This is a genomic window from Flavobacterium johnsoniae UW101 (assembly GCF_000016645.1).
Classification (GTDB): Bacteria; Bacteroidota; Bacteroidia; order Flavobacteriales; family Flavobacteriaceae; genus Flavobacterium; species Flavobacterium johnsoniae.
Genome location: NC_009441.1, coordinates 3,761,958 through 3,787,819, shown reverse-complemented (window position 1 = coordinate 3,787,819; position 25,862 = coordinate 3,761,958). Strand labels below are relative to the sequence as shown.

Here is a 25,862-nt window from a genome sequence, read left to right as displayed (position 1 = left end):
GATTGGTTATATAATTAAATTAAAATTGGGTTACTAATTTTATATTGAATGATCTTCCCGGTTTTTGTACTCCAAAAAAGTCATAATTTTTTTCATTGCTTAAGTTTTGTATTTCTGCGGTTAAGGCATATTTAACTCCGTTAAAGCTGTTATGATACGTTGATCCAAAATCAAAAGTCTTCTGGCTTGGGATTACAAACGGATTTACAGAAGCACTTTCCCAGCTTCTAAAAAATTCATATACATATCTTGCATCAAGGAAAAAGGATAATTTATCAGATTTGCCAATTAGGTTATGAAAAGAATAAGCTGCGCCTCCGTTAGCAAAAAAGTAAGGCTGATTTGGTACTCTGTCTCCTTTATAAGCGGCAAATATTCCTTCGTTTGAGTCATTATAAAAATGCTGGTACGTACTGTTTGCGTGAAATGAAAGTCTGTCGTTTTTAGAAGTCCAGCTTCCGGCCACTTCAATTCCTTTAGAAGTCGCTGCAAATACATTTTGATAGATATTATTACGATCGAGACTTGGAACAAATAAGATTTGATTGTCTATTTTTCTTAAAAAAAGATTGGTCTGAACCTGCCAGGTACTCTTTTCATAATTTTCTTTTGACTTGAAGAAAAGTTCAAAATTGATGTTGTGACTGCGTTCCGGTTTTAAGTTTAGATTACCCTGTATAAATTGACCGTCTCCAAACAATTCATCTGTCTGCGGCAGGCGGGTAGCATATTCGTACGTTAATCTCGCTGCAAATTGTTCATTGAATTTAAAACGGAATCCATCTCCAAAACCAAAATAGTTTACGCTTCGGTCTTCTTTTATTACTGAATTATTAGAAGGTATTTTTTCTTCAGAATTGATTTTCTGCCAATAATTTTTAACAAAGAAAAGATTCTCTAATTTTTCATTAAAGGCATTTATTTTAAAGTCTGCACCATTAACCCATGTAAACAAATCTCTTACCGCAGCGGCTGGATCATAGCCGTCAATAAGTCTGTCATCTCCGGTTTGTTTGGAGTAGGTAGGTGCTGATGTAAAACTCACAGCATACTGCTCATTGATTTTCCATGAAGCTTTCAGGCGTGAAAAAACATCATTATTCCAGGTGTAAGTATCACTTGGACCTGTAGATTCTGAAATTTCTCCTTTGATATTTCCTGCAGAACCTTCGATACGTTCACCGTACCAATTGTAAACATAATCAGATACATCTTTAAACTGGCGTTCTCTGTAATTGTATCCCGAAATAAAGTCTAAATTAAAATTTTCACTAAAGTCATTGCGATAGGTAAGAACAGTTCCAGCCGATTTTCGATACGTCATAACTTCTCCGTAAGGAACGCCAACCATTAATTGATTGTGCTGAATTTCTTTTGTGTAATCCGTGTAAAATCCTTCTATACTTAATTCTTTTGCCCAGATTCTGTCTTTTACACCAGTTACCAGCTGCAATCCGTAGCCTTTGTAGGCATCATGAAATCTAGGAACCGTTACTTTTTTGATCTTGCCGGCATCATCCGGAACATCAACATCTACTTTATAATTGTTTTTGGAAGCATCGTAAAATCCGTTTCCTTTTATAAAAAATCCAGTCTTTTTATTGTAGTCACTAAGTATCAATGAAGTTCTGTAAGTTCCAAAAGATCCTGCCTGAGCTGAAAATGAACCGCTGAAACCAGATTTTATCTTTGGCGTAATTAAATTAACAGCACCGCCAAGCGCGTCTGCTCCAAATTCGATAGGAACGACACCTTTGTAAACCTCAACACGATCTACTAAATTAACCGGAACTGTTGAAATCCCGAAAGTATAACCGTGATATTCCAAAGGAATTCCCTCCAGGAAAAATCGGATTTGATTTCCTGTGAGTCCATTCATCGAAAAATTGGTTCTTGAGCCTAAACCTCCGGTACGCCTAACATTAATACCCTGTGTCTGGGCAAGCACTTCGCCTAAATCTGCCGTTTTAAATTTAGCTTCCTTCATTTCTATTACAGAAACGGCTTCTGCTGTTTCCTCTTTTTTTCTTTTTTCAGAGACACCTTTTACCACTACGTCATTTAATTTCTCTGCTTCTTTTGATGTATGTGCTTTTTCTAAAGTTAGAGCAACTGTAGTATTTACAGAATTTTCTAAAACAATAGTCTGCTTCTTCGAAACATATCCATCTAAACTTATTTCAATAGTATAACTGCCTTTTGCCAGATTTTCAATCTGATAAAACCCGTCTGCATTTGTTGCAGCATTTATTTGTGTTCCTAAAAGCTGAATGTTAACACCGCTTAACGGGTTTCCGTGTTCATCATTTACTTTTCCAGAGATTCTGTTTTGTGCGATTAAAAATGTCGACGAAAATAAAAAGAGCAATACTATTTTGAGATTCATGAAATATACTTAGAATTATTAACTATCCTTATTTAGAATAAATAAAAATTCAAAAGTATGAAATTATCTATTAATAATATCCTAATCACAGAAAAATATCTTGATTTTTAGTTTAAAGCTTCTACAGGCTTTGATTTCTGGCTCTTTTTTTTCAATAAATCCAAAAGTATCTGAACAGAAAAAGTTAAGGCGATATACATTACTATAAGTGCCAGTACCGTTGTTATTCCATTTTCTCTAAAACCAAAGATGCCTTTGCCCCAGGAAATTAATATCCATTGTGTCATATACATAGAAGTGAGGTTCTTGCTGCAGTATTTTAAAAGTCTAACAAACTTATTTTCTCTAATATTTACTGATATTTTATAAATAATCCATAAAAAGATTAATGTCCATCCTGCGAAATAAAGTACACCGCCCGGACCCATATGGTAAAAACCATTGTAATTGTAATCTCCATAAATAAAAACTAGAGGAGCGCCTGATAAAGTAAACAAAATACCGATATACAGCATACTCTTAAACAATTGCGGTCTGTTATAATCAAGTTCCTGATACCATTTGCCAAAAAACATTCCTATGATAATAAAAGACATCCATGGAAAAACAGGAAAATAAACGTATGCCGGAAAATCATTACTGAAAAGAAGATCTAATACATAATTAATTACGGGATAATTTAAATTGATGCCGCTGACTTCTCTGGAAACTAATGCGATTGATAGACCTATGGCTAAGATTCCGTATTTATTGGTAACATATTTTCGAATAAAACCAATGAACAGCAAAGACATTCCTGCTAATTGCAGTATGTCGCCCAATAACATTAAATACAAATACTGCTGTTCAATTGGTCCGTGCCATCCGTATCGTTGTATAAAATTATCTGGTGCAAAACCAAAAATTACCGGAAAAATGAATTTTAAGAAATTCATAAAAAGAGCCGCCGCTAAAAGCAGTCCGCCACGTTTTAGAGAACTAGAAAGACTTTGATGACGAGAAGTCATAAATGTTATTCCCATACAGATTAGAAAAATAGAAGTTCCTCTGCCCAGAAAAACAATAAAACTGCCAATAACGGTTTCCGATTGTGATTTAACATCTGCAAATGTCAGCAGTGTATGTATAATTATCATTCCTATAACACTCATTCCTTTTATTAAATCCAGTGCCGGAATTCTTTTGCTTTGCTGTTCCATGGTTTTGTTTTTTTATTTTAGGTTTTAGCCTAATTGTTAGTTACATATTTAAATTACCCGACAACTGTTTTTGCAGCTGTAGCTACATTTTCGTTTTCGTTGATGTATTTGTTTATAGCCGGATAATCGACTTTGCCGTTAACAGTAAGCGGCACTTGATCGAAATAATAGTTTTTTATTGAGCTGGCATGCAATCCCAGTTTTTCCTTAATTACCTGTGTTATGGTTTCGCGAAGTAAAGAAGCATCCTGATGTATAACACCAAGATATTTATCCTGAACACTTATACAGATAAAAGTCTGGCCTCCCAGTTGATTTTTAAGCAAAACCTCAACCTCATCAAGATTTAAACGAACTCCAAATAGTTTCATAATACGTTTAATGCGTCCTTTAATATGATAGTAGCCCAATTCATCTTTTTCTGCCAGATCGCCGGTATAAAGTTTATCTGTCTGGTCATAATGCTGAAGATCGAAAATGTTATTGGCATAACCTCCGGAAACATTAGGACCGTAATAAATAAGTTCTCCTGTGTTTTCATCAATTTCAAATCTTCCATTTTTGACGGGAAAACCTATTGATGTTCCTTTCGTCTCAAAATCTTTTGGCGGTAAATAAGCCATTCTGCCGCTGGCTTCAGTTTGTCCGTATTGCGCAAAAAACTGTTTATCGTAAATATTGGTATAATTTGAAATCACGTTTGCCAGTTCTTGGTTCAGCATTCCTCCCGTATGGGTGAAATAACGTACAGAAGGTGTATCTTTTTTAAAGAAGCCAAAACGATGCAGCAGCTCATAAAAATAAGGAACGCCGCTTAAGGTCGAGTAGCCATATTCTGCAAGATCTGACCAGAATTCTTTTTGAAGCACATCTCTTTCTGTACATACAATTGTATTTGCTTTTATACAGTTTGTTGTAAAAATCGAAAAGCCATACACAAAATTAATAGGTACATTTAACGGAACAACATCGTGTTCCGTTATTGGCATGTACTCCATAATAGATAAAGCATTCTGTACCAGATTATCATCTGAAATTTTCACAAATTTTGGCGACCCTGTGGTTCCTGATGTACTCATTAAAAGCTTAACATCGCCATGAATAGGGTAGAGACGAATTTCTTTTCTTTTAAAAACAGATATGTCTTTTGATACCTGTTTTAAATCATAATCTTCAACAATCGTTCTAGACGGATCGAAGATATATGCTGGTTTGTATTCGTTTTCCAGGTTTTGTTTAAATTCAGGATGCAGCCCCGCATTAAGCAGGGCTACTGTATATTTTTTTTGATAAAAATTCAAAAATGCTTCGATTGCCGGCAGTTGATTATCATTGTAAATGAAAACAACTGCACGAAGATCTTCAATATCTAAAGATTCGTGTATATCGTTAAATGTTTTGACAACCTTAGTGTTTGCATCTATAAAATTTAATTTTTTATTTTTTTTAATTAAATCATAAAGTCCCATACTTTTTTCTTTTTGAATTATTGGATTTCTACTCCGTTTTTCTTCAATATTGCTTTTATTTTATCGATGTTTCCCATTTCGAGAATATCTTCCATAGAAATTGAAACATTATAAAAACGCTCCAGTTCTTCAACTAAAAGTAAATGGCTCATAGAATCCCATTCGACAATACCCTGATATTCTAAATCAGGTGTAATTGATTCTACAGGGATTTCGAATGCTGTTGCAAATACTTGATGTAATTCTTGTGTTGTACTCATAATAATCTTGTTTTAATTTGTTTCTGTTATTTAATTTAAACTTTAGTCAGTTTCCATTTTCCTGTTCTGAATATTGTAATACAGCCAAAAGCCAATACAAGTTCTGAAAGTAATATTGCGGCAAAAATGCCTTTTGGACCAAATCCTAATGCTACTGCAAAGACATAAGAAAGTGGTATTTGTATCACGTAAAACATGAGAATGTAAAGCAGGGTGACAATCATAACTTTTCCGGCAGCATTAAGTGCTCTTGAAATAACCATTGTATATCCTAATAATACATAGGCGATGGAAATAATGTGAATGTAGGTTGTGCTGTTATCAATTACTTCGGGCACGTCAGAAAAGATTCTGACAACAGGATCTGCCATAAAAATCCACCCAATTGCCACTGTAATCAAAAAGCACATATTGATCATACCTGCTCTCCAGACCGATTTTTCGGCTCTTTCAGGTTTTTGAGCTCCTAAATTTTGTCCGGTTAAAATTCCCGCTGCATTTCCTATTCCCCAAGCCGGCGTAGTAACTATTGATGCAACGCGTTGTGCTATTATATAACCTGCAAGAGCATTTCCTCCAAAATGAGAAACGATTTTGATCATAAACAGCCAGCTCGATGCAGGAATCAGATACTGCAGCATACCTCCAAAAGTAAGTCTCATTACTTTTTTAAAGGTTTCATGATGAAGTGCCAGCTGCTCTTTTCCAATTTGAATAATGGTTGTTCCTTTAATCAAATGAAATGCCTGATAACAAACTCCTATAAAACGTGCCACCGCAGTAGCTATACCAACTCCTAATAGTCCAAATGCAGGTACTGGTCCCCATCCAAAAATAAGAAGAGGACATAAAAGAATATTTAATGCATTCGAAAGCCATAGTGTTCGCATTGCCATAGAGGCAGAACCGGCACCGCGAAGAATACCATTTAATGCAATACGGATTATAATAAAACCGCAGCTCGCAAACATTACTTTTGCATACAAACTGCCTTGTTCTATAACTGCTGGAGAAAGTCCTACAAGCCCAAGTATTTCATTACTCCATATAAAGCATATGATACTTATTAAAATACCGCAGATAATGCTTATGTTTATTACCTGCCCAGCTGTAATGTTTGCATCCTTAAAATTCTGCTCGCCAACGCGCCTTGCAATTAAAGTCGAAGCGGCAATGCTTAGACCAATTGAAACGGAATACGAAAAGCTGATAACAGATTCTGTAGAACCCACAATAGAAACAGCTGCTGCGCCAAGTTTGCTCACAAAAAACAAACTGGCACAAACAAAAACAGATTCCATCACCAGTTCTAAAACCATAGGAACGGCAAGCAATACAATTGCCCGATTAATACTGCCTGAAGTGAATTTTTTCTCTCGGCCTAATACCGCAGTAAAAAATAAATCAGTATAAGATTGAAGCCTTAAAACCACTACTTTCATGATTGGTGCTGTATTGTTTCGCCAATCTCTGTAAACTCGTTCATTTCATACTGCCTGATTACATAAAGCGGATTAGGCAGTTTGCTTCCTTTTTTTGGCACTGCAAAACCAGTTTGTTCAGCATATCCGTTATTAAGAAGTTTCAAGCTGTTAATGTAAAATCGCTTAAATTCAGGCTCAAAAAGATTGTACTTTTCAAAGCGGTCTGTCAAATGCGGATTATCCTGTTTGTATTCTTCAATTGAACCTATAACGGTTTTCCAAAAAAGATGTTCATCATAATCCATGTGCGTATGCAGAATATCAGACAGGTATCTAAAAAAGGCATCAAAAACACCTATCAAAATAAACAAAGGTGTATTCTCTTTATTAGAAGATTGAATAAGACCATCCTTAAGTTCATCTGGTAATTTTGCTTTGGCTTCTTCTGTCAAAACAATATCATCAACAAAATCTTTTATAATAATACGCTGCGGAATTCCATTTTTCATGACCAGAATAATATTCTCGCCATGCGGCGTTACACATAAAGAATGCTGATAATAAATATGAAGCAAAGGTTTTAAGTAGGCTTCCAGATATTGTTCCAGCCAGCTTTGCGTGCTAAATCCCGAAACGTTTATAAGTTCCTGCAGAAAAGGCACGTCATTGTCATCGATATATAATAAAGATGCCATTGTCATTAGGTTTTCTTCAGGTTTGCGATATTTCTCGGCACTTTCTCTCCATAATGCGCCCAGCATTTCGCGATAATGATACGGACTGTCGGTTATGGAATTATACTGCGGATGACGATACGAAACCGTAGCAACTTCGCCTAAAAGCACCACTTCTTTTTCCTCAAAATAAGGATCTTTATCGAGCATTTCTTTAACCCATTTTGTAACTCTTGGCGCAATATCCATTTGTTTTGGAGAGAGTCCGCGGATGTTTCCTGTACTCAAAATAGAGATTGCCGTTTTTACATAATGTTTAGAAGGATGACTTAAATTAAAGAAGGTTCGAATACTTTGCTGAGGTGAATATACATCGTCGTTTTTACCCAAAATCACTAAATATTGGTTCGCGAAATCCTGATGAAACTGCAGTAAAATTTTATTGTTTAACTGCCAGGGATGCACGGGAATAAAAACGTAATCTTCAACCACAATTCCCATATTGCGGAGCTTTTCCTGAAATTTGTTATAAACTTCAACGCCTAATTCATCGGAATAAAAATCATTAAAATTGATAGTTTCCAAAGCATTAAATGAAGCTCTTTTTTTATGAGCAGCAAGCCAGTACAAATCCGTATTTTTATTGGCTTCGGGTGCATAACTGTGATATTCGCTGTTGTTAAAACCAACACGCCCTTTATTGGCAATTACCCACGGATGGCCTTCCATTTGATGTTCAATTGTCTGATAATCGGCTTGTGTAAGTTCAGTAGAACTCAATTTTTCTCTGGTGTACAAATGTGCATCAGCATATAATGTATTGAGAAGTTCTTCTGTATATTTTGCCAATGTAAAGGAATCAATGCCAAAGGTTTTTTGCAATTCCATAAAAAAACAAAGTACATCTTTGGCAGGCGAGGCTGTTCCGTTTTCCCATCTTTGGATACTTTCTTTTTCAATATGCCAATATTCTAAAAGTCTTGGATAAGCAGAAAAAGTATAATAAACATCTGCAAGATCGGTTGTCAATTTAAAATGTGTAAGATCATCTTTACTGCCCGTAATTTCAGGTTTGGCAACATCTTCGTGCATTAATTCGGCTAAACTCTTAGCCAGCAGATTAAGATTTACCTTTTCCCAAACCTGAGCGGTAAAAACTTCTAAGTGTGGTATTGTTTCTATATTCATTTTAAATGATTATTAAATACTAATTTCAACTGTCTTTTCTGCAGCAATGCCCGAAAGATCAAAATCCTGAAAAGCAATTCTCTTTTCTAATTTATATACTTCACGTTTTGCCACTTCATTAATGATATAGGAATTGCGGTAAGCGCCCATTCCTAAATCTGATGAAATGTAGCTGTGCGTATGGATTTCTGCGTTTTGTACAAAAATTTCACTGCCGTTAGTATCTATGGAGTAGTTTCTTTTTACATCGTAACTGCCTGTAGAAGTTCTGCTGATTCTATGCTGAATATCTTTAAGAAATTGAGGTTCCTGATAATGATATCCTGTACCTAAAATTACATAGTCAGCTTGGTCTGTAAACTTTTTGTGCTGTTCAACCTGTTCCAGATGCAGTTCGTAGTTATTGTGAATTCCAGCCGTTATATCATCCAATTGAATATTAGGTCTGATCTTTACACCAATATCATCGTTGTCTACACTAAGCGCATACATATAATCATAAATCTCATTCAGCAAATCAAAGTTGACTCCTTTAAATTGTGATTTCTGACGATCCAGCATGACTTTGCGATCTGAAGCCGACATTTGATGAAAATAGTCGATATAATCCGGCGATGTATGTTCTAAAATAAGCTTGGAATATTCCATAGCAAAAAAGCGATCAGGACGGGAATACCAATTTAGTTTTAAGTTTTTAGGTCTGTTTTGAAGCAGATCAAAGAAAACTTCGGCAGCACTTTGTCCGGAACCAATAACAGTAACGGTATCCTGCTCTAATATTTCTTCTTTTCTAAAAAGATAGCTTGACGTATGACAGACTTTTTCCATTTCATTTAAATCGACAAAATCAGGAAGTATAGGCACAGTTCCAGTTCCTAATACTAATTTTTCTGTATAGTATATTTTGGTCTGATCCTGATCTTTATGAAAAACATGCAGCTCATAAAGGCCGTCTTTATAATAAATTTCTCTTACGCTCGATGAAAAACGGCAGTTTTGCAACTGTTTAATTACCCATTGGCAGTATAAATTGTACTCTTTGCGTAGGACGAAAAAGTTTTCACGGATAAAAAATTTATACAAACGGTCTGTCTTTTTAAGGAAATTTAAAAAACTGAATTTACTTGTAGGATCTGCCATAGAAACACAGTCACATAAAAATGGAGTTTGAAGTGTTACATGGTCAAATAGCAGACCCGGATGCCAGTTAAACTGTTCTCTTTGGTCAAAAAAAAGTGATGAAACGTCATCAACCGGTTCTAATAAAGCGGCTAAGCCCAAATTAAAAGGTCCAATGCCAATGCCTATTAATGAATATACTTTACGATCTTCCATATTATTGGTTTATAAGATTATGTTCTGCTTCTGAGTTTATGATAATGTCTTTATTCTGCGGGAATTTTTCCCAATACCATTCTCGATAGCAGAAATTAAGATTTGAGGTTTTATGCGGCATTTCGATAACCTTATCGATTTTAAAGCCATGAAAAGCTTTATTCATCATCGAAGCTCTGGAATCTACAGAACCTTCACCAACCATTCTGCCTACTTCAGATTGTGCAAAGACATAATCGATCATGCATTGTGTTGATGGCGATACAAATTTTTGCTTAGGATCTGTCGGCGCAATAAATTGATGCGTTCCATAATCGGTAGGAAGCACATCATAATAATCACCGAGTATATCACGAGTCGGCCAGTACACTTCGATATTAAAAGTCGGTTCTCCGTTGGCCATTCCTATATAGCTGTACAAACCGTCACTTGGCAGCAGGGTTCTGTAATACGTTTCAAGTTCACGCAGAGGCCAGTCCATTTTCCAGTTAGCTTTGGCGTGATCGCGGTGAAACCATTCATGCAGCATTTCGAGATCATTTTCTAAATCAAGAGGACGTAAACTAATCGTTACATCTTCTTTAAGGAAATAGCGGTTATAAACCAATTCTTTTCCTTTTGGATTTATTAACTGTTCTGAAAAAAAGCGTTTGTGTAAAACATTAGGGAAGTTGATACGCGTAACGCCAGCCGGATTACCGCCGCAATCAATATCATTTAGTGCGGTAAGTAAATTGCCTTTTACTTTCCAATGTCTGCTTTCAAGAATAAACGTAACAAGACCGCTTTCGTCTTCTTTTTGTAAAGCCTCTAAAGTATCGTATAAAATAGTTAAGAGATTTTTTTCATCTGCAAGCTGGCTGGTGCCAAATGTATTTACAACTGCGAGTATATTGCCAACCCAGAAATAATGAAGTATTAGATTATACAAACGATCGTCTGGAATAAACATTTTTCCATTTTCAGACAAACCTGGTACAATCTCATTCAGCTGCTCTTCAAAAGATTTTCGGAATAAAAAACTTTGATTATCACGGAAAAATAGTTTTTCAGGCATGAACGCCGCATCCAATTGTACAAGTGTGTTTTGCTGATGCCATTCGCAGAACATTCCCTGTTCATTGAACATTTTTACTACACCGCCAACTATGATATCGATATATTTTTTAAACCAAATCTCACTAGTTTTTTCCAGAGATAATCCGGTTTGTTGAGAAGCTTCTTGAATCACATTCTGCATTCTAGAAGGATTTCCTAATACGCTGTCCTGACATAAAGAAGCCAATAAACAGATATTCTTTTCTTTTTCGTTTGTATTGATTTTAAACGGATTGTATCGCACACTGGTAGAAAAACTATCCAGTACATTTCCGTTGTACGATACAGATATAAAGCCCGGATCGCAGATTAATTCAATATCTGGATAGGATTTCTTTACATTGTCTCCCCAGGCTGTCTGCATTAGTCGGGATACCTCATAACCTCTGTAAAGTTCATGATAATGATTGATGCGTTCTGCTCCGGTAATTTTTACATGGAGAGAAAACTTATACATATAATCACTATCCTTATTGTATACCGTTCTTACTGATGAGGTTGCTGTAAATTCTTTTCCAAATTCGCCTAAATCGATAAGCAGATTTTCTTTTACCAGCGTATCAAATGTGATTTGGGATTTAAAGTAAGCTGCTTCCCACGGATGAACGGGAATTACTTTCCATTCCGGATATTTTTCCAGTAAATCATGTACTTTTTTATCTCCATTACTTCCTTCAATTACTGCAGCTTTTGCAAAATCAGAAGGTAAAATATTGTCAACAGACTTTTCGGTAACCAGATTTGGATGTACTAAAAAATAATACAGCTGAAACTGTCCGCCGGTTTCTGGTGCATATTTTAAAACTTCTGCTTCCGTAAAACCTTCACGTCCTTTTGTAAGCGGATGAAGTAAATGTCCTGCCGGAAACAATTGTTCAGCTTCTATAAAAGTCATTTCAGGTTTATTAAATTCCTGTCCTGAAGTTTGAAAATGCTCTAAAAACTGTGCAATTTTCTCTGTACTCAGCTTCATCCTTTTTTTGACATTTTTAGAATCTGCCAACGGATACTGTTGTCTTACATGAGTTGTAATTAATTCTAAAAGACGTTCTGCATCTATTTCTTTTATGGTTTCAGTAGTAAGATCACGTTCCATTACCGGAAAATGATACAAATGTCTAAAGGTTTCAGATCTGTAACGTATAGGCGCATATACTTCAACCTTGTCAACAGGAAAATCCAGTTTTAAATGAAGTTTATGATTGTACTTAGACATATATGATTTTAGTACAGGATCGTATTTAGGAACCCCTTCATAAAAACTGCTGTTGCCTAGTTCGCGAACACAGCAGTTAAGTAAAATAGTAAACGTAATATCGACTGCTTCCTGAGCAATCTCTTTAGGAGAAGATGTAGTCATTTCCGTGTTTTTTTATAATTGAAAGGATATTATTGATGTGTGCGATTGTTGTTAATGGATTCAAAATGGTAAACTTGAGGTAAAAAATGCCGTTTACTTTTGTGCTTGCCACTAAGACTTCACCGTTAAAAAACATTTTCTTTTTGATGTGTAAGTTCATTTTACAAGTGTCTCCAGGCCAGCCGTCTAGTTTGTATCTAAAAACCAAAACACTTAAATCAGAATCTGTTAAGAGTTCAAAGTCTTTGTCGTTTTCCAGTATTTCAGCTGTTTGTTTGGTCGTTTCAATAATGGTATCTGTATACTGTCCAAGTTTAGTTCTTCCCATATAACGCAGTGTACACCATAGTTTTAAAGCATCAAAACGGCGTGTACTTTGTACCAGAGATTTGTTTATTTGTGCCGGAAGTTCATCGTAATCCTGTTCTTTTGGATTTAAATAATCAGCATGATGTTTTATGATATGAAGATGCTGTTTGTTTCTCACCATAAAAGCACTGCTGCAAATAGGCTGAAAGAAAGATTTATGATAATCAATTGTAACAGAATCAGCTTGTTCAATTCCGTTTAACAAATGTTTGTATGTATCTGTCAGCAATAACCCGCAGCCATAAGCGGCGTCAACATGCATCCATAATTCATGTTCTTTTGCCAAAACTGAAATTTCAGATAATGGATCGATGTTCCCAAAATCTGTTGTTCCTGCTGTAGCCACAATAGCAATAGGAATGTTGCCTTTTTCTTTTTCTTCAAGAATGGCCTGCTTTAATTTTTCAGCGTCCATTCTGTAACGGCTGTCTGTTACAACCTGAACAATAGACTGCTCGCCAAGACCTAGAATAGAAGCATTTTTTTGATTGCTGAAATGAGATTTCTCTGAAACAAAAATTCTGAATTTACTTGAATCCGGCGGACAGCCATTTAATTTGATGTTCCAGTTGAGGTATTTTAAAGCAAAATAATCTCTGGCCAATAGCAGTCCCATAAGGTTACTTTGTGATCCGCCGCCAGTAAAAATACCATCACAATCTACATTATATCCAATTTGTTCGCCAGTCCAGGCAATCAATTTTCTTTCAATGAATGTTCCACCTGCACTTTGGTCATACGTGTCTTGCGATGAGTTAATAGCGCTAATCAATACATCGGCTGCTAAAGCAGGAATTACAACAGGGCAGTTTAAGTGGGCTATATATTCTGGTAAATGGTAAGCAGTGGCATGATTTACATAAATTTCATCGATCTCGTCCCAAAGGGTTTCATAATCCTGAACTGGCTGATCAAGGTTTACAGCTTCTACTTTATTTCGTATTTCGTCAGGTTTAATACCGCTGAACGGGATTTTAGTATTTTCAAGAAAACCTGCTACACGTTTTTGAACTAATTCTATGGCATTGGCATATTCTGTTCCGGAATTTTCATGAAAAATATCCTGATAAAAATCGTCAGCGGCGCTTTTAACAAAGACATCCGGGGCATTGTCTAATAGGTTTTGCATAATTATAAGTTTTAGAATTGAGGTTATTTAAAATAAGTTACTTTGTTAGAAATCGGGGTTCGCTTTTTTCTGGATGGCTCAAGATCTTCTGGATAATAACCGACATAAATTAAACCGAGAGACTGCTCATTTTCGGCCAGATCAAATTGCTTTACGTAATCAACTGCACCTGCAGATGTACTCCAGTAACTCCCAATATCATGGGCAGTGCAGGAGAGGGCAATGTTTTGAACGGCAGATGAAACGGCAGCAACTTCTTCCCATTCGGGCAGGTTAATTTTAGTGTTGCGGACCATTACAACGCCAATAACACAAGCCGAATTAAGCGGATATTCTTTCAGCAGATTGTACTTTTCCAGAGCTTCTTCGGCAGAAAATTTTTCAAAATATAAATCTCTGTAATAATCCGCCAGAAAAGATCCCAGCTGCTCTAAATAGCTATTCTTAAAAACAATAAACCTCCATGGTTCAGTCATTTTATGGGTAGGCGCATAGGTCGCATTTATTAAAATTTCATTTAATAATTCATCGGGTATGTTCTGCTTTATGAACTCATCCGCATAAACACTTCGCCGTGTGCGGATGATTTTTGAAATATTTTGTCTATGTGTAAAATCCGACACCTTGATTTTACTAGGTTTAGTGCTAATATTCATATTTTTTTAATAAATTTTTTAAGAAAATTCTTTTTTAAATTATAAAAATAAATACATTTGTAAGTAGATTTTATTTAGAATGAATAAAAACAGTAGGAGCAAATGTAGAGATTAATCTTTATAAAAAAAATAAAACAGAAAAAAAATTATACGAAATTCTCTACATTACCAAAATGTTATGGAATGATGTTTTATTTATATATAGCTTGATTTTTAACGGTTTGTGTTTATTATTTGTCCCAATTTTTGTTAACTATTAAATAAACTAAAAAAATGAAATCACAATCATTAATTGAAGATGAGATACCAGTAAAAGAAAACTATGCTTATCAAATTCCTACAAGCCCGCTGATAGTGGAGGTTACGCCTCAGGAAAGAAACATTTTGTCTAATGTGGGCGCTCTGCTGGAAAAGGCATTTAAGAGCTATGAAAACCCAGATTATATAGAAGCGCTTCATCTGTATTCTTTTCAGCTTCTTCCAGAAAGAATAGCCAGAATTTTAAGCCGTTTTGGAACAGATTTCTCAGCTGATCAGTATGGCGCTATTATTTTTAGAGGTCTTCTTGAAGTTGATCAGGATCATCTGGGACCAACTCCTGCGAATTGGCAGAGCGCTGATTACTCAAAACTCAATAAATACGGCTTTATTTGTTCCTTGCTGCATGGTGCAGTTCCTTCAAAACCAGTACAATATTATGCGCAGAGAAAGGGCGGGGGAATTCTTCATGCTGTTATTCCAGATGAGAAAATGGCAGCTACGCAAACAGGTTCGGGATCAAAAACAAATTTGTATGTTCATACAGAAGATGCTTTTCTTTTACATCAGGCTGATTTTTTAAGTTTTCTATATCTGCGAAATGAAGAAAGAGTTCCTTCTACACTTTACTCAGTAAGGTCGCATGGTAAGGTGAATAAGATAATGGAAAAGCTTTTTGATCCAATTTATCAATGTCCTAAAGATGCTAATTATCAGGAAGAAATTAATGATGGTCCGCTGGCTTCTGTTTTATATGGAAATAAAAAGCTGCCTTTTATTAGATTTGATGCAGCAGAGCAGATATTTAATGAAAACGCCGGACAGACTCCCGAAGCTCTTTACAATTTAACTGAATTTTGGAATGAAGCTAAAGAGTTGATTAATAGTGATTATATCCCAGATTCTGGTGATGTTATATTTGTAAATAATCATTTGTGTGCTCACGGAAGAAGTGCTTTTACAGCAGGGCAGAAAGAGGAGAATGGTAAGCTTGTGCCATGTGAGAGACGACAAATGTTAAGAATGATGAGCAAAACCAGTCTAATTCATATAAGATCAATGACACATACCGATGATCCGTATTTTGTTATGGAAGAACATTTAGGAAAAGTTTTTGATCAGGCTTAACGGCTGTAATCAATTAATAAAAAAGAGATATCAAATTATATTTGATATCTCTTTTTATATCAGTAAAAATGGATTTAAAGTGTTTGTATTCAGTATTTTGTGATTTAATAATTCACATCATTTTTCCTTCTTTGGCATATTCTTTTTTAATTCCCTGAAGTAAATGATTAAGGTTGATGCTTTCATTTTTATCTTCCAAAGTTCTCAGGCAGGCATATTGAATTATATTAACAATATTAGCGCCGGTAATATCGTATTTTTTTGAAAGTTCATTAAGATTTACATCTTCAGCAATCTTAATTCCCTTAGGCAGATTATTTTGCCAAAGCTGTAAACGCTCGCCATAAGAAGGTACTTCAAACTCAATTATAGATTGAAATCTTCGGGTAAAAGCAGCATCAATATTGGTTTTGAAATTAGAGGCTAAGATCACTAATCCAGGATGATTTTCTATGCGCTGCAATAAATATGAAACTTCCTGATTGGCATATTTATCGTGGGCATCCCTGACATTGGTTCTTTTTCCAAAAATAGCATCAGCTTCATCAAAAAACAGAATCCAGTCTTTATCAGACGCTTTATCAAAAAGGGAAGACAGATTTTTTTCGGTTTCGCCAATATATTTCGAAATTATCATCGACAAATCAATTCTGTAAACGTCTCTTTTTGTGTATTTTCCTAATAGAGAAGCTGTAAGCGTTTTTCCTGTTCCCGGTGCGCCGTAAAACATGACTCTGAAACCGGGTTTTATTTTGCTTTTCATGTTCCAATCGTTAAATAAGATTTCGTTGAATTTAAGCCAGGTTTCGATTTCTTTAATTTGATTTAAAGTGTTGGAATTGAGTACTAAATCGTTCCAGTCTAATTGAGTTTCGATTAATTGTGCCGGGAAAACACTGCTTAGCTGTGGTTTCAGAATTTTTCCTGTTATAAATTTTTCGATGTATTCGTCCTCTAAAATCAGCAGACCGCTTAGCTTAGGTTCGCCATTCGGAACAGAATCTATTTTGATGATTCCTTTTTGATAAAGAAAAGACTGATTGTGTAAATAATTATAGAATAAAATTCGGTTATCGAGATCATTTCCGGCAATTAAAAACTGAGCCGTTTCGCCTGTTGGTAAAATGCCTCGGTGATTTTTTGTTTTTATGCCGCCAAATTCGGGTAATTCACCGCCGTTAGGTAAATATTCGGCAATAATCGAACTCAAAAAATCTGGCTTCACGTGAGGAACAAGAGCGAGTCCCAAAATCAGAATATCAATTTCGGTTAGATTATTTTCGATAATAAATTCGTCAATAAAACCATTTGAATCAATTTGATTTAAAATAGGTTTTCCCATTGGATTTTCGACTTGAAAAAGAGTATCAAGCTGAAATACGAATTGGTTTTTGATATAGGTAAATACATTTTCCATTTTTCTATACTAATGATTCGATTGAAAAAAAATCAAGTTTTGATTGTTTATAATTTCTGATTTTGTTCATGACAGCATTTCCATTATTAGAACCGCCGGCATTGGTGTTGCCTTCAATAGTTTCTATGGTATCAGCATGAACAGCAGTTACAATTCCGGTGTGAATCCAGTCGTTTGGTGTTTTTTGAAGAAGAAATATATCTCCTGGTTTTATTAAAGCCGAATTGGTTCTGGCAGTTTGATAACGTGTCAGTATCTTTTTCTGTAGACCAGTTGTGCCCACAGTATCACAGCTGTAAGTTAACGGCATTAGAGTTTTAAAGTTTTTTCCCTGAATAGATGCCGCCTGATCGATAATGGCCTGAACAAAACCCATACACCAAAACCATTCTGTTCCTTCATGTCCATCCATATAGCTTCGAACCCACGGCCCCGTATTACTTTGGTTGTTTATGACAAGTTCAAAGGGATGATTTTTAAGATGATTTTGTGCTGTATTTAGAATTAATTCCCTCAGATTGTTTCCAGATATCGGACTTTCAAAAGCTTTTTTAAGAGGCGACACGAGTTTATCAAACAGGTTTTGATCTACATTTCCGGTTTGAGGCTGACCATTCGCTTTTTGAAAATTCAATACTGCTTTTTCTGTTGCAGGACCAAAATCGCCATCAATATCGGTTGCAGTTCCGGAGTTTGGATTCTGCATAGCAAATAAATTAAGCCAGGACTGAATTTTTTCAACGTCTTTCTTGTTATTATTTACTCCTTTTCTTTGTTGTACTGCTTTAATAAGCAGTTCTTTTTGGTAGAATGTTTTTTGCATGACTAATGTTTTTTAAGTTTATAAAAATTTTTCTTATCAAGTTTTTTCAATTTGAAAAGACACCAAGCAAAAATGTTTTTTTCAACATTGTTTCTTATCATTTTAAGGAATTCTCATTGCCCATCCTTTTCTTTTTAATAATTGAATTAGACCTTGCTGTCCACCACTTATATTATTTGAATTAACTTTTATTATTTGTATAATTTCGCCACTATCATTTAGCTCAACGACTCCTAAGGAGATAACATCAGGATTTCCTTCTTTTTGATAAATGTATTCGAGTATACGCGGTTCATCTGGACCTGCATCTCTTTCTAATGGTCTGCTCATCCAGTCTCCAACTTCTTTTTCATAAAAAATTTGTGCATATTGAGAAAGAGTCTCACGTTGATTCCCGTCTGCGTCAGGACCTAGGTTAACCCCTCTGTTTCTCATTGAACTTCCCTGAGGTCGACTCCACGCAGCTGCAGTTGATTGATTCAGACTTAGTTTACTAGTTAGAAATGCAATAGGATCCATTCCCGCACTTTTAGGTCGAGCGTGAGCAATTAGCAATTGTTTGAATTCGTTTGTGTTTATTATATTTCTGTTTTTTAGTTCATCAAAAAATGCTTTTGCTTGTTCCTCATCCATTTTTAATTGTTCTAGAACTTGAAGCAATCTTGCATCACTTACTGCGGGAGCTATAACTGCCGTTGTTTCTTCATCAACAAAATTTAGTCTTATTTTATTTCCTTCAAAAACTACTTCTAATGTGGCATTTTCAATGGAGATTTCTTCTTTTCTTGGACCATCTTCTTCGTCTGTTTTTTGAACAATATTGTAATTCCAGGTTTGTCCGCCATCAACTACAGATATAGAATTTACCAATGTATTATTTAGTGTTGCCACATTTTGGGCTACTTCCTGAGCTTCTTCTCTTTTAATAGCTCCGTTTGTCAATTTTGATTGTTCTTCCTGATGCAGATTTTGTTTTACAACTGCCAGATTATCTGTACCGCTGCCTCCCATTAATCTGTCAATAATACTCATTCCGGTATCAACTGCTTTATTGACTAACCAAGTCAGCGCTTCATCGACCATTTGCTGAACAGAAATAATCATTTCACCAATTCTTGCTCCAATACCAGTTAAACCAACTTGATTTGCCAAGAAACCTATCACAACAGGCATGGCTTGTCCCATAGTTCTTTCCAGATAATCTGCGGCTGTGGCGACATTGCCTCTGGCTAAATCGGCTATACCATTGACAAACGAATTGACAACTTCGAGCATTTCACGCAGGTATTTAATAAAACTTTGTACCGCATTAAAGAACGCCATAGCACCGTTTATAACAGCCATGATTCCTGTTGGGTCTAACATGCTTAAAAGTCTGGCTGTAATTCTATTCACGATACGTTCCATGACAAAGTTTTTCACGGCATCGAGAACGGTATTCCATAAATTACTAAGCTGTTCTTGTATTTTGTCCCAAATGGCGGCCATACCACGTTCCTGAACATCTTTAATGAATGTCCAGATACCTTCAAGTGTATTAATCATACTGCGGATTCTGGCTACTCTTGCCGGGCCAATGCGCGGATGTGCGGCTAGTTTTTCCCAGATTTTTTCCATCGAGATATTCAGCACTTCCATAATCCAGGTAATAACACCTTTTAAAGAGAAATCAGTCAGTACCGGAATATTGGCATCTTTCAACTCGCTCATTAACCAGCCGGTTACACCATTTATTAAATGCGTAACAATATTGTCAAAGAACTGTACGAATCCTTGTTTAAGCGCTCGCAGTATATTTTTTAAGAAACCAATTGGATCTTTCTTAATATCATCAATCGCTTCTAAGGCTCTTGTAATGATGTTTCCTATTAGATCGAATGGGAAATTCATGATTTCGAGAATGGCCATAATTACGATTCGAACAATTTCTGCCACAAAAGCAATTAGTCGGCCTATAGGTTCTCCAAATTTCTCAATGATTCTCATGAATGCATCTATTGGATGAACGAGGTCATCAATAGTCATCGAATCCCAAATATCAGTAAAGAGCTGTATAATAGATTGAGGCGTCATGTTGAGTGTCGCTACTGCGGCTTCAATTTCGCCTGTAATTCTGGCTATTGCGCCAGATTCAACCATTTGTGCATATTGTTCTTCACCGCCATCCATAAGGCTCATAAAGCCTTTTATCATATTGGGTACAGTGCGGGGTACGACTTCTTGTGTAAAAGGATCTTTTCCGATGATTACTTTAACAAGCGAATAACCTCTTACCGTTTTAGCCTGATCAGAAAGCCATCCTAATAGTGACTCCTTAACAAGTTCTAATACTTTTAATGCTACGCCTGAAGCAAAATCCCATACTCTTTGTAAAAATCCTCCAGCCTGAACAGCAAGTGCCGAAAGGTTATCGCTGATATTGGCCAGATTCGAAGGCTGAATAGCATTCCAGGCTGTAGTTATGAGTCCGCGGAGTTCACCTAATAGTGAATTGAAAGTTCCAACTTGCGTATCAAGCCAGTCAGCCGTTTTTTGCAGTGTGCCTTTTTCACGCATTTGCTCAAGCTCTGTCTGCTTGTCTATCAGTAATAAGAAATCTTCTAATATTTCTACAGTTGTGGCAGTAACTTCTTTATCGCGCAGCGGATCGTATTTGATTATTTTTTTGAGAAGTGAATAGGCTTTGTTTTCGGCCAATAATGGTTCTGCAACTTCAATCAATGCTTCTTTTATCCAGGTTATAATTTGATCGACAAGCGAAGATGCGAAAGTGGTTACCCGATTTACCAAGTCATTAAATTTGGTTCTAACAACATCTATAAAAGTTGAAATTGAAGATTCGTCCCAAGCATCCTTAACCAGTTGGAGTAATGCATCCATACTTAGCCCCAGTTCACTCAAACGACTGTTGACCCAGTCAAAAACACGATCAATAATACCATATTCCTGTAATTTATCAAATATGGCAGTTCCAAAAGGAATCAATCCCATAAATCCTTCAATAAGATTGACGGCATTTCTTTCGACATTTACGTCATTCAAAGGATCATAACCCGCTACAACTGTAAGCAGTGTATAGCCGGGAACATGTCTAACGTTGTCTTTTATGAAATCAGGAATCGCAAAGGACAATAATGATCCCTGAATCATTTCGGGAGCAGGGGAGACTGGTTCCGGTTTTTTTCTAATTGCCGCTCCCTGCTGTACAGTATGTGTTAATTCGTGGGCTAGTAAATGTTTGCCGTCTTTTGAATTGGGATTGTATTTTCCTTCGTTAAAATAAATATTGTTTCCGGTAGCAAAAGCCTGCGCACCTAATTGCTTGTTCATTTGAACAGCATTAGAATCATTGTGAATACGGACATTGCTGAAATCAGCTCCGATGCCTGATTCCATTTCGGTTTTTACTTTTCCGGATAGAGGAGAGCCTCCGCCTTTACTGCTGTTTAATTTGGATTCTAAATTAGAATTATCACTAGGGCTGGCATCCCCGGAAGGGCTCTTTTGCAGCTGCTTTTCATCGTCTTTGGCTTGTTTCTCTTCTTCTTTTTTCTGTTGTAGATTTTCTTCTTCTCCTTTATTTTGAATTAAAGGTTTGGGTGAAAGTATGTTTTTTGAGGCAGTTTCTGTTTTTTTGACTTCTGTCTTATTCTGAATTGTTTCCTCTTTTTTCAGGATTTTATCTTCGAGCTTATGCTGAATTAACGTTTTTGAGGCAGAAAAAACCGGATTGGTTTCTCGTTTTTCTGTTATTCTGGAATCGAGTTTGTTTTGTATTAAATCCTCTTTTAACTGTACAACAGGAGTTATGGTTTGGGCTGCGGTTTTTTGCTGTACGTCTTTATTTTGCTCTTCTTGTTTTTGAACATCACGCGCCAATTTCTTTTGCATTACGGGCGACGGCGAAAAGAAAGATTCAGTTTTTGCAGTTTGTTTATTGGCAACTACCTGGTCAGCCACTCTATCGGCTTCAATTTCAAATTTATCGTTAGATTTTCCTATATTCAATTTTGCCTTTATACCAAAAAAAGATTCCTTCCCCTTGTCATGGTGTGACGAGGAGTGCGAAGGATTCGTATTTGTTTTTTTGGTTAAAACTGGCATATTTGATTATTATATTTTACAGAAAATCATTTCGTTATCAGGTTGCATCAATGTCAACTCTTCCTGCTAAACTGCAATGTGTTGGATCGCCATTATAGCCGCTTAAGACAATTTCTACATAATAAGTGCCATCAGTTAAATTAGAAACCGAAGTACTTCCTCCTGATAATGAAATTGAGGCGCTATGTTCTTTGCTGTCTATTAAAAATCTTTTTCTATATATATTTACTTCTATTGTGCTGGCAATATCCCTGCATCTTGGCGGACCATCCCAAGCTAAATTTGATGTTACTGTAACCGTTCCGCCATTACTCACGGTAAAATTATTAGACTCTCTTACCTGAGTTGTCCATCGGCTAATGTTCCAGGGCATTGTCGATAATTGCAGCATGTCCTTTTTTTGAACATTATTTCGGGCTTTACTGCCTGTTTGCTGTATTGTGTGCGTGAGTTCATGCGCAAGCAAATGTTTACCTTCTTTAGAGTCTGGGTTGTATTTTCCTTTATTGAAATAAACATCGCTGCCGTGTGTAAAAGCCTGCGCGCCCAGTTCTTCACTCATTTGTACAGCTTTGCTGTCTGTATGGATGTTTACATTGCTGAAATCGGCACCAAAACCAGATTCCATTTCCTGCTTTGTATTTTTATCCATAGCACTGCCGCCGCCTTTTGAGCTGTTGAGAGTATTTTCGACTCCTTCATTTACTGAGTTTGATTCCTTAAACTTTGCCTGAACTGGTTTTTCGTCTTTTTTTTCTTCTTTCTTCTGAGCCTTCTTGTCTTCGTTTTCGCAATCGGCACATTTTTTCTGTACTTTCTTGTCTTCTTCTTTTTTTTCCTTTTTCTGTACTTTTTTATCTTCTTCCTTATCGGATTTCTTTTGAACCTTTTTGTCTTCCTCTTTTTCTCCTTTTTTCTGTACCTTTTTATCTTCTTCCTTATCGGATTTCTTTTGCACTTTTTTATCTTCTTCTTTTTCTTTGCCCTTTTTTTGTAAAGGCTTTTCTTGTGCTAAATCTTGTTTTTGAACCGTTGAAATAGTTTCTGAAATAGGTTTTTGCTGTACAGTGTTTTCACTTTTAGATTGCAGTAAACCTCCTGTATTACGTTTGTTAACTACTTTGTCTGCAACACTATCAGCTTCTGTTTCGTATTTGTCTCCAACAGTGCCTGTAGTCAGTTTTTTTTGAACTTTTGGCCCAAAAAAAGTAGAAGGAGAGTGATTAACTGCTTTTTTTTGTTCAAATTCTCTCATGATTAGTCCTTTTTACCATTTTGGATTACTAATTTGTTTCACTAAACAAACTGTGCATTACTCGCCACAATACCTTCTTTCTCTAATGCATTTTTTATCTGCCTGTACCAGTACGGAAATATTTTAGAGAGCCGAAGTTCAATCTCGTCAACAACATATTTGTCATATTTTTTCATTCCAAAAAAATGAGAATACCCAATAGTATCTGCATATTTTCCCTGCTCTCTTATATTTTCTCCTTTCAATAGGATTGTAGGATTATTGTTTTTATAATTCAACAGTGAGGCAAGAGTATATTGTTCTATTAAAATGCAGGTTTCATAACCTTCTTGTTTCAATGCAGAAAAGCTTTGCTGGTTTTCTAAGTAAATTTTCTCCAAATCAAAATAGCTTTTTATAAATTCATCGCGGAGCCTGAGATCGTTAAAGCCAAATATGCCGCAGTTATAAGAATAGCCTAAATTGGTATTCCAATAAGGTAAGTTATGGGTGTATCTGGTAAATAATTCTACCTGTTTCCTGTAATGCATTTCATAAGTATCTTCCCTGCGTTCTACTATTACATCATCAAAACTAAAATCTATTTTTTTCCTGATAAATATGTCCGTGTCTATATGAACAAACGGTTTTGTCTGCAGTTCCATAGCATTAATTTTAGACTTCATCCATAGCTCAATTTTATTGTCATTTTGCACTTTGGTAACAGCACAAGGAAGCATATACAGGAATTTAAAACCTATTTCATCTACATAAAGTTCAATTTCATCATACCACAAATGGCTGTATAAAATACTTAGAGCCGTCATGTAGATGGTTTCCTTTAGTTTGTCTCCCATATTCCATCTGTTATTCATTATAGGAAGCACATCAAGGCTGTAAATCATCTTGTGTCGTTGTTTCATATATAGCTTTTTATAGTTTTTTAAGCGATGCCTTCTTTTTCTAAAGCACTTTTTACTTCTTTGTACCAATACGGAAACAGTTTAAAAAGCCTGTTTTCTATTTCCTGAACAATGTCTATCCGGTATTTTTTTTGACCGGCAATGTGTGTGTAGCCAATTCTGTCTGCAAGCTGGCTGTTTTCGAATAAGTTTTTTTTCCAGAGCAGTAATGTTGGTTTAATATTTTTATGATGTAACAATGCGGCCAGATTATATTGCTCTAAAACAATACAGGGTTCTATTCTTGTTATTCCCAGATTATTATTTTTAATAAAAATTTCCTCTAAAGCATAGTAGGCTTTTAAAAACTCATCCCGAAGCTCCAAGTCTCTAAAACCTAATACGCCGCAATTAAATGCATATCCCAGATCTGGTTTCCAATAATCTAAATCCTGAGTGTATTGATTAAAAAAATCCAGACGATATTGATACATACTGTACAGTTCGTAATCATTTTGTTCAACAATCACTTTATCAAAATCAAAGTTTATTTTCTTTTTTATAAAGGCATCATTATCAAGGTGAATAAAAGGTTTTGTTTGTTTTTCCATAACATCAATCTTCGATTTCATCCAAATGACAGCGTCTTCGTTACTTCTGATTTTAGTCACCCTGCACGGAAGCATATACAAAAACTTATACGCTGTTTCGTCAGCATAAAGCTCAATATCTTTATACCATAAGTGGCTGTATAATATGCTTAGAGCTGTCGAATAAATTGTTTCTTTAAATTTATTGCCTTCGTTCCATCGATTGTTGCTGATAGGAAATGCATCTAAGCTGTAAATTATTCTAGGCTCTTCCTTCATAAAATATTTTTTTTAATTGTATGAATTAAGTTTTTCTCTTCCAGAAAAGTCACATTGTTGTACAAAGAAGCTTTTCGGCTGTGTTTGTACAATCGTCTCCATTGATAATCAACGCCCTTAACTTCTGAAGTGTTGAGATGTATTTCGGTATTATGGTTTTTTTTACTTTCTTCAAATGAGGTATGCCAGACCATTTTACCCAGTAAAGACGATTGTATATAGGTTGAATTGGAAAAATCCCTTGGAAAGCTGTCTATATTAATTGAATTTTCTCCAACTCTGAAAATATGCACTAACGCTTCACCATTTTTTGTTTTATAGTATTTAGAGAGATATCTTTTTGTTTCCAATTTGTTGATCATGGGTTGTAAATCCTGTTCGTTTTCAAAAATCAGATCTATATCATTAATGGTAATGTTATAATATTCGCGAAGATTGAGATAGTCTGCAACACCTCCGCAAAAGACTACTTTTGACATGTTTACATTATTGAATAAAAATTCTAACGCCATTTGTTGAAAGCTGCGAATGTTTTTTTTATCATATTCTAAGAAAGAGGTGTTTTCAATATTCATGTTTT

18 protein-coding genes are annotated in these 25,862 nt (G+C 35.6%); 1 reads left to right on the top strand and 17 read right to left on the bottom strand.

The window, feature by feature from the left end:
• Positions 1-19: 19 nt before the first annotated feature.
• The 10 genes from FJOH_RS16490 to FJOH_RS16445 all read right to left on the bottom strand — a co-directional run bounded on the left by FJOH_RS16490 (position 20) and on the right by FJOH_RS16445 (position 14,547).
• On the bottom strand, positions 20-2,386 hold the full coding sequence (locus tag FJOH_RS16490; protein WP_012025165.1) for a TonB-dependent receptor: 2,367 nt from the start codon (positions 2,384-2,386) through the stop codon (positions 20-22).
• Positions 2,387-2,493: 107 nt separating this feature from the next.
• Positions 2,494-3,585: a heparan-alpha-glucosaminide N-acetyltransferase domain-containing protein gene (locus FJOH_RS16485; RefSeq protein ID WP_012025164.1), complete on the bottom strand. Its 1,092-nt coding sequence runs from the start codon at positions 3,583-3,585 to the stop codon at positions 2,494-2,496.
• A 53-nt stretch (positions 3,586-3,638) separates the two neighbouring features.
• Complete coding sequence (locus FJOH_RS16480; protein ID WP_012025163.1) at positions 3,639-5,054, bottom strand: AMP-binding protein; 1,416 nt, start codon at positions 5,052-5,054, stop codon at positions 3,639-3,641.
• Between the two features lie 17 nt (positions 5,055-5,071).
• Positions 5,072-5,314, bottom strand: a complete 243-nt coding sequence (locus tag FJOH_RS16475) for an acyl carrier protein (RefSeq protein ID WP_012025162.1) — start codon at positions 5,312-5,314, stop codon at positions 5,072-5,074.
• Positions 5,315-5,349: 35 nt separating this feature from the next.
• Positions 5,350-6,756 carry an MATE family efflux transporter gene (locus tag FJOH_RS16470; RefSeq protein WP_012025161.1) on the bottom strand — a complete coding sequence of 469 codons (1,407 nt, stop codon included), beginning with the start codon at positions 6,754-6,756 and terminating at the stop codon, positions 5,350-5,352.
• Complete coding sequence (locus FJOH_RS16465) at positions 6,753-8,600, bottom strand: IucA/IucC family protein (protein WP_012025160.1); 1,848 nt, start codon at positions 8,598-8,600, stop codon at positions 6,753-6,755. Before FJOH_RS16465 ends, FJOH_RS16470 begins: the two co-directional genes overlap by 4 nt.
• A 12-nt stretch (positions 8,601-8,612) precedes the next feature.
• On the bottom strand, positions 8,613-9,935 hold the full coding sequence (locus FJOH_RS16460; protein ID WP_012025159.1) for a lysine N(6)-hydroxylase/L-ornithine N(5)-oxygenase family protein: 1,323 nt from the start codon (positions 9,933-9,935) through the stop codon (positions 8,613-8,615).
• A gap of 1 nt (position 9,936) precedes the next feature.
• Positions 9,937-12,393, bottom strand: coding sequence for a GNAT family N-acetyltransferase (locus FJOH_RS16455; RefSeq protein WP_012025158.1), 2,457 nt, complete (start codon positions 12,391-12,393; stop codon positions 9,937-9,939).
• Positions 12,374-13,891, bottom strand: a complete 1,518-nt coding sequence (locus FJOH_RS16450; protein WP_012025157.1) for a pyridoxal phosphate-dependent decarboxylase family protein — start codon at positions 13,889-13,891, stop codon at positions 12,374-12,376. The genes FJOH_RS16455 and FJOH_RS16450 overlap by 20 nt, the downstream gene beginning before the upstream one ends.
• A 23-nt stretch (positions 13,892-13,914) precedes the next feature.
• The gene (locus FJOH_RS16445; RefSeq protein ID WP_012025156.1) at positions 13,915-14,547 is read right to left on the bottom strand and encodes a nitroreductase family protein; all 633 of its coding nucleotides are present in this window, start codon (positions 14,545-14,547) and stop codon (positions 13,915-13,917) included.
• Between the two features lie 273 nt (positions 14,548-14,820).
• Here FJOH_RS16445 and FJOH_RS16440 point away from each other — a divergent pair, with 273 nt between their 5' ends.
• A complete protein-coding gene (locus tag FJOH_RS16440) occupies positions 14,821-15,933 on the top strand; it encodes a Fe(II)-2OG oxygenase family protein (RefSeq protein ID WP_012025155.1) in 1,113 nt (370 codons plus the stop codon).
• A 112-nt stretch (positions 15,934-16,045) separates the two neighbouring features.
• On the opposite strand, the gene FJOH_RS16435 is transcribed toward FJOH_RS16440, so the two are convergent.
• The 7 genes from FJOH_RS16435 to FJOH_RS16405 form a co-directional block, all read right to left on the bottom strand.
• Positions 16,046-17,350 (bottom strand): ATP-binding protein, encoded by a 1,305-nt coding sequence (locus tag FJOH_RS16435; protein WP_012025154.1) that lies wholly within the window; start codon positions 17,348-17,350, stop codon positions 16,046-16,048.
• Between the two features lie 4 nt (positions 17,351-17,354).
• Entirely contained in the window at positions 17,355-18,173 is an 819-nt protein-coding gene (locus tag FJOH_RS16430; RefSeq protein ID WP_012025153.1) for a peptidoglycan-binding protein, read from the bottom strand.
• A 102-nt stretch (positions 18,174-18,275) separates the two neighbouring features.
• On the bottom strand, positions 18,276-22,181 hold the full coding sequence (locus FJOH_RS16425) for a phage tail protein (protein ID WP_235023021.1): 3,906 nt from the start codon (positions 22,179-22,181) through the stop codon (positions 18,276-18,278).
• 133 nt (positions 22,182-22,314) lie between these two features.
• Positions 22,315-23,532 (bottom strand): eCIS core domain-containing protein, encoded by a 1,218-nt coding sequence (locus FJOH_RS16420; protein ID WP_012025151.1) that lies wholly within the window; start codon positions 23,530-23,532, stop codon positions 22,315-22,317.
• 41 nt (positions 23,533-23,573) lie between these two features.
• Complete coding sequence (locus FJOH_RS16415; protein ID WP_012025150.1) at positions 23,574-24,434, bottom strand: DUF6734 family protein; 861 nt, start codon at positions 24,432-24,434, stop codon at positions 23,574-23,576.
• Between the two features lie 20 nt (positions 24,435-24,454).
• A complete protein-coding gene (locus FJOH_RS16410) occupies positions 24,455-25,282 on the bottom strand; it encodes a DUF6734 family protein (protein WP_012025149.1) in 828 nt (275 codons plus the stop codon).
• Positions 25,279-25,857, bottom strand: a complete 579-nt coding sequence (locus FJOH_RS16405) for a hypothetical protein (RefSeq protein ID WP_012025148.1) — start codon at positions 25,855-25,857, stop codon at positions 25,279-25,281. The genes FJOH_RS16410 and FJOH_RS16405 overlap by 4 nt, the downstream gene beginning before the upstream one ends.
• Positions 25,858-25,862: the final 5 nt, after the last annotated feature.

Coding starts and splice junctions, on each gene's coding strand:
- FJOH_RS16445 (WP_012025156.1), bottom strand. CDS start 14,547: ATGAATATTAGCACTAAACCTAGTAAAATCAAGGTGTCGGATTTTACA.
- FJOH_RS16450 (WP_012025157.1), bottom strand. CDS start 13,891: ATGCAAAACCTATTAGACAATGCCCCGGATGTCTTTGTTAAAAGCGCC.
- FJOH_RS16405 (WP_012025148.1), bottom strand. CDS start 25,857: ATGAATATTGAAAACACCTCTTTCTTAGAATATGATAAAAAAAACATT.
- FJOH_RS16460 (WP_012025159.1), bottom strand. CDS start 9,935: ATGGAAGATCGTAAAGTATATTCATTAATAGGCATTGGCATTGGACCT.
- FJOH_RS16435 (WP_012025154.1), bottom strand. CDS start 17,350: ATGGAAAATGTATTTACCTATATCAAAAACCAATTCGTATTTCAGCTT.
- FJOH_RS16420 (WP_012025151.1), bottom strand. CDS start 23,532: ATGAGAGAATTTGAACAAAAAAAAGCAGTTAATCACTCTCCTTCTACT.
- FJOH_RS16475 (WP_012025162.1), bottom strand. CDS start 5,314: ATGAGTACAACACAAGAATTACATCAAGTATTTGCAACAGCATTCGAA.
- FJOH_RS16415 (WP_012025150.1), bottom strand. CDS start 24,434: ATGAAACAACGACACAAGATGATTTACAGCCTTGATGTGCTTCCTATA.
- FJOH_RS16430 (WP_012025153.1), bottom strand. CDS start 18,173: ATGCAAAAAACATTCTACCAAAAAGAACTGCTTATTAAAGCAGTACAA.
- FJOH_RS16465 (WP_012025160.1), bottom strand. CDS start 8,600: ATGAATATAGAAACAATACCACACTTAGAAGTTTTTACCGCTCAGGTT.
- FJOH_RS16470 (WP_012025161.1), bottom strand. CDS start 6,756: ATGAAAGTAGTGGTTTTAAGGCTTCAATCTTATACTGATTTATTTTTT.
- FJOH_RS16455 (WP_012025158.1), bottom strand. CDS start 12,393: ATGACTACATCTTCTCCTAAAGAGATTGCTCAGGAAGCAGTCGATATT.
- FJOH_RS16480 (WP_012025163.1), bottom strand. CDS start 5,054: ATGGGACTTTATGATTTAATTAAAAAAAATAAAAAATTAAATTTTATA.
- FJOH_RS16410 (WP_012025149.1), bottom strand. CDS start 25,282: ATGAAGGAAGAGCCTAGAATAATTTACAGCTTAGATGCATTTCCTATC.
- FJOH_RS16485 (WP_012025164.1), bottom strand. CDS start 3,585: ATGGAACAGCAAAGCAAAAGAATTCCGGCACTGGATTTAATAAAAGGA.
- FJOH_RS16440 (WP_012025155.1), top strand. CDS start 14,821: ATGAAATCACAATCATTAATTGAAGATGAGATACCAGTAAAAGAAAAC.
- FJOH_RS16490 (WP_012025165.1), bottom strand. CDS start 2,386: ATGAATCTCAAAATAGTATTGCTCTTTTTATTTTCGTCGACATTTTTA.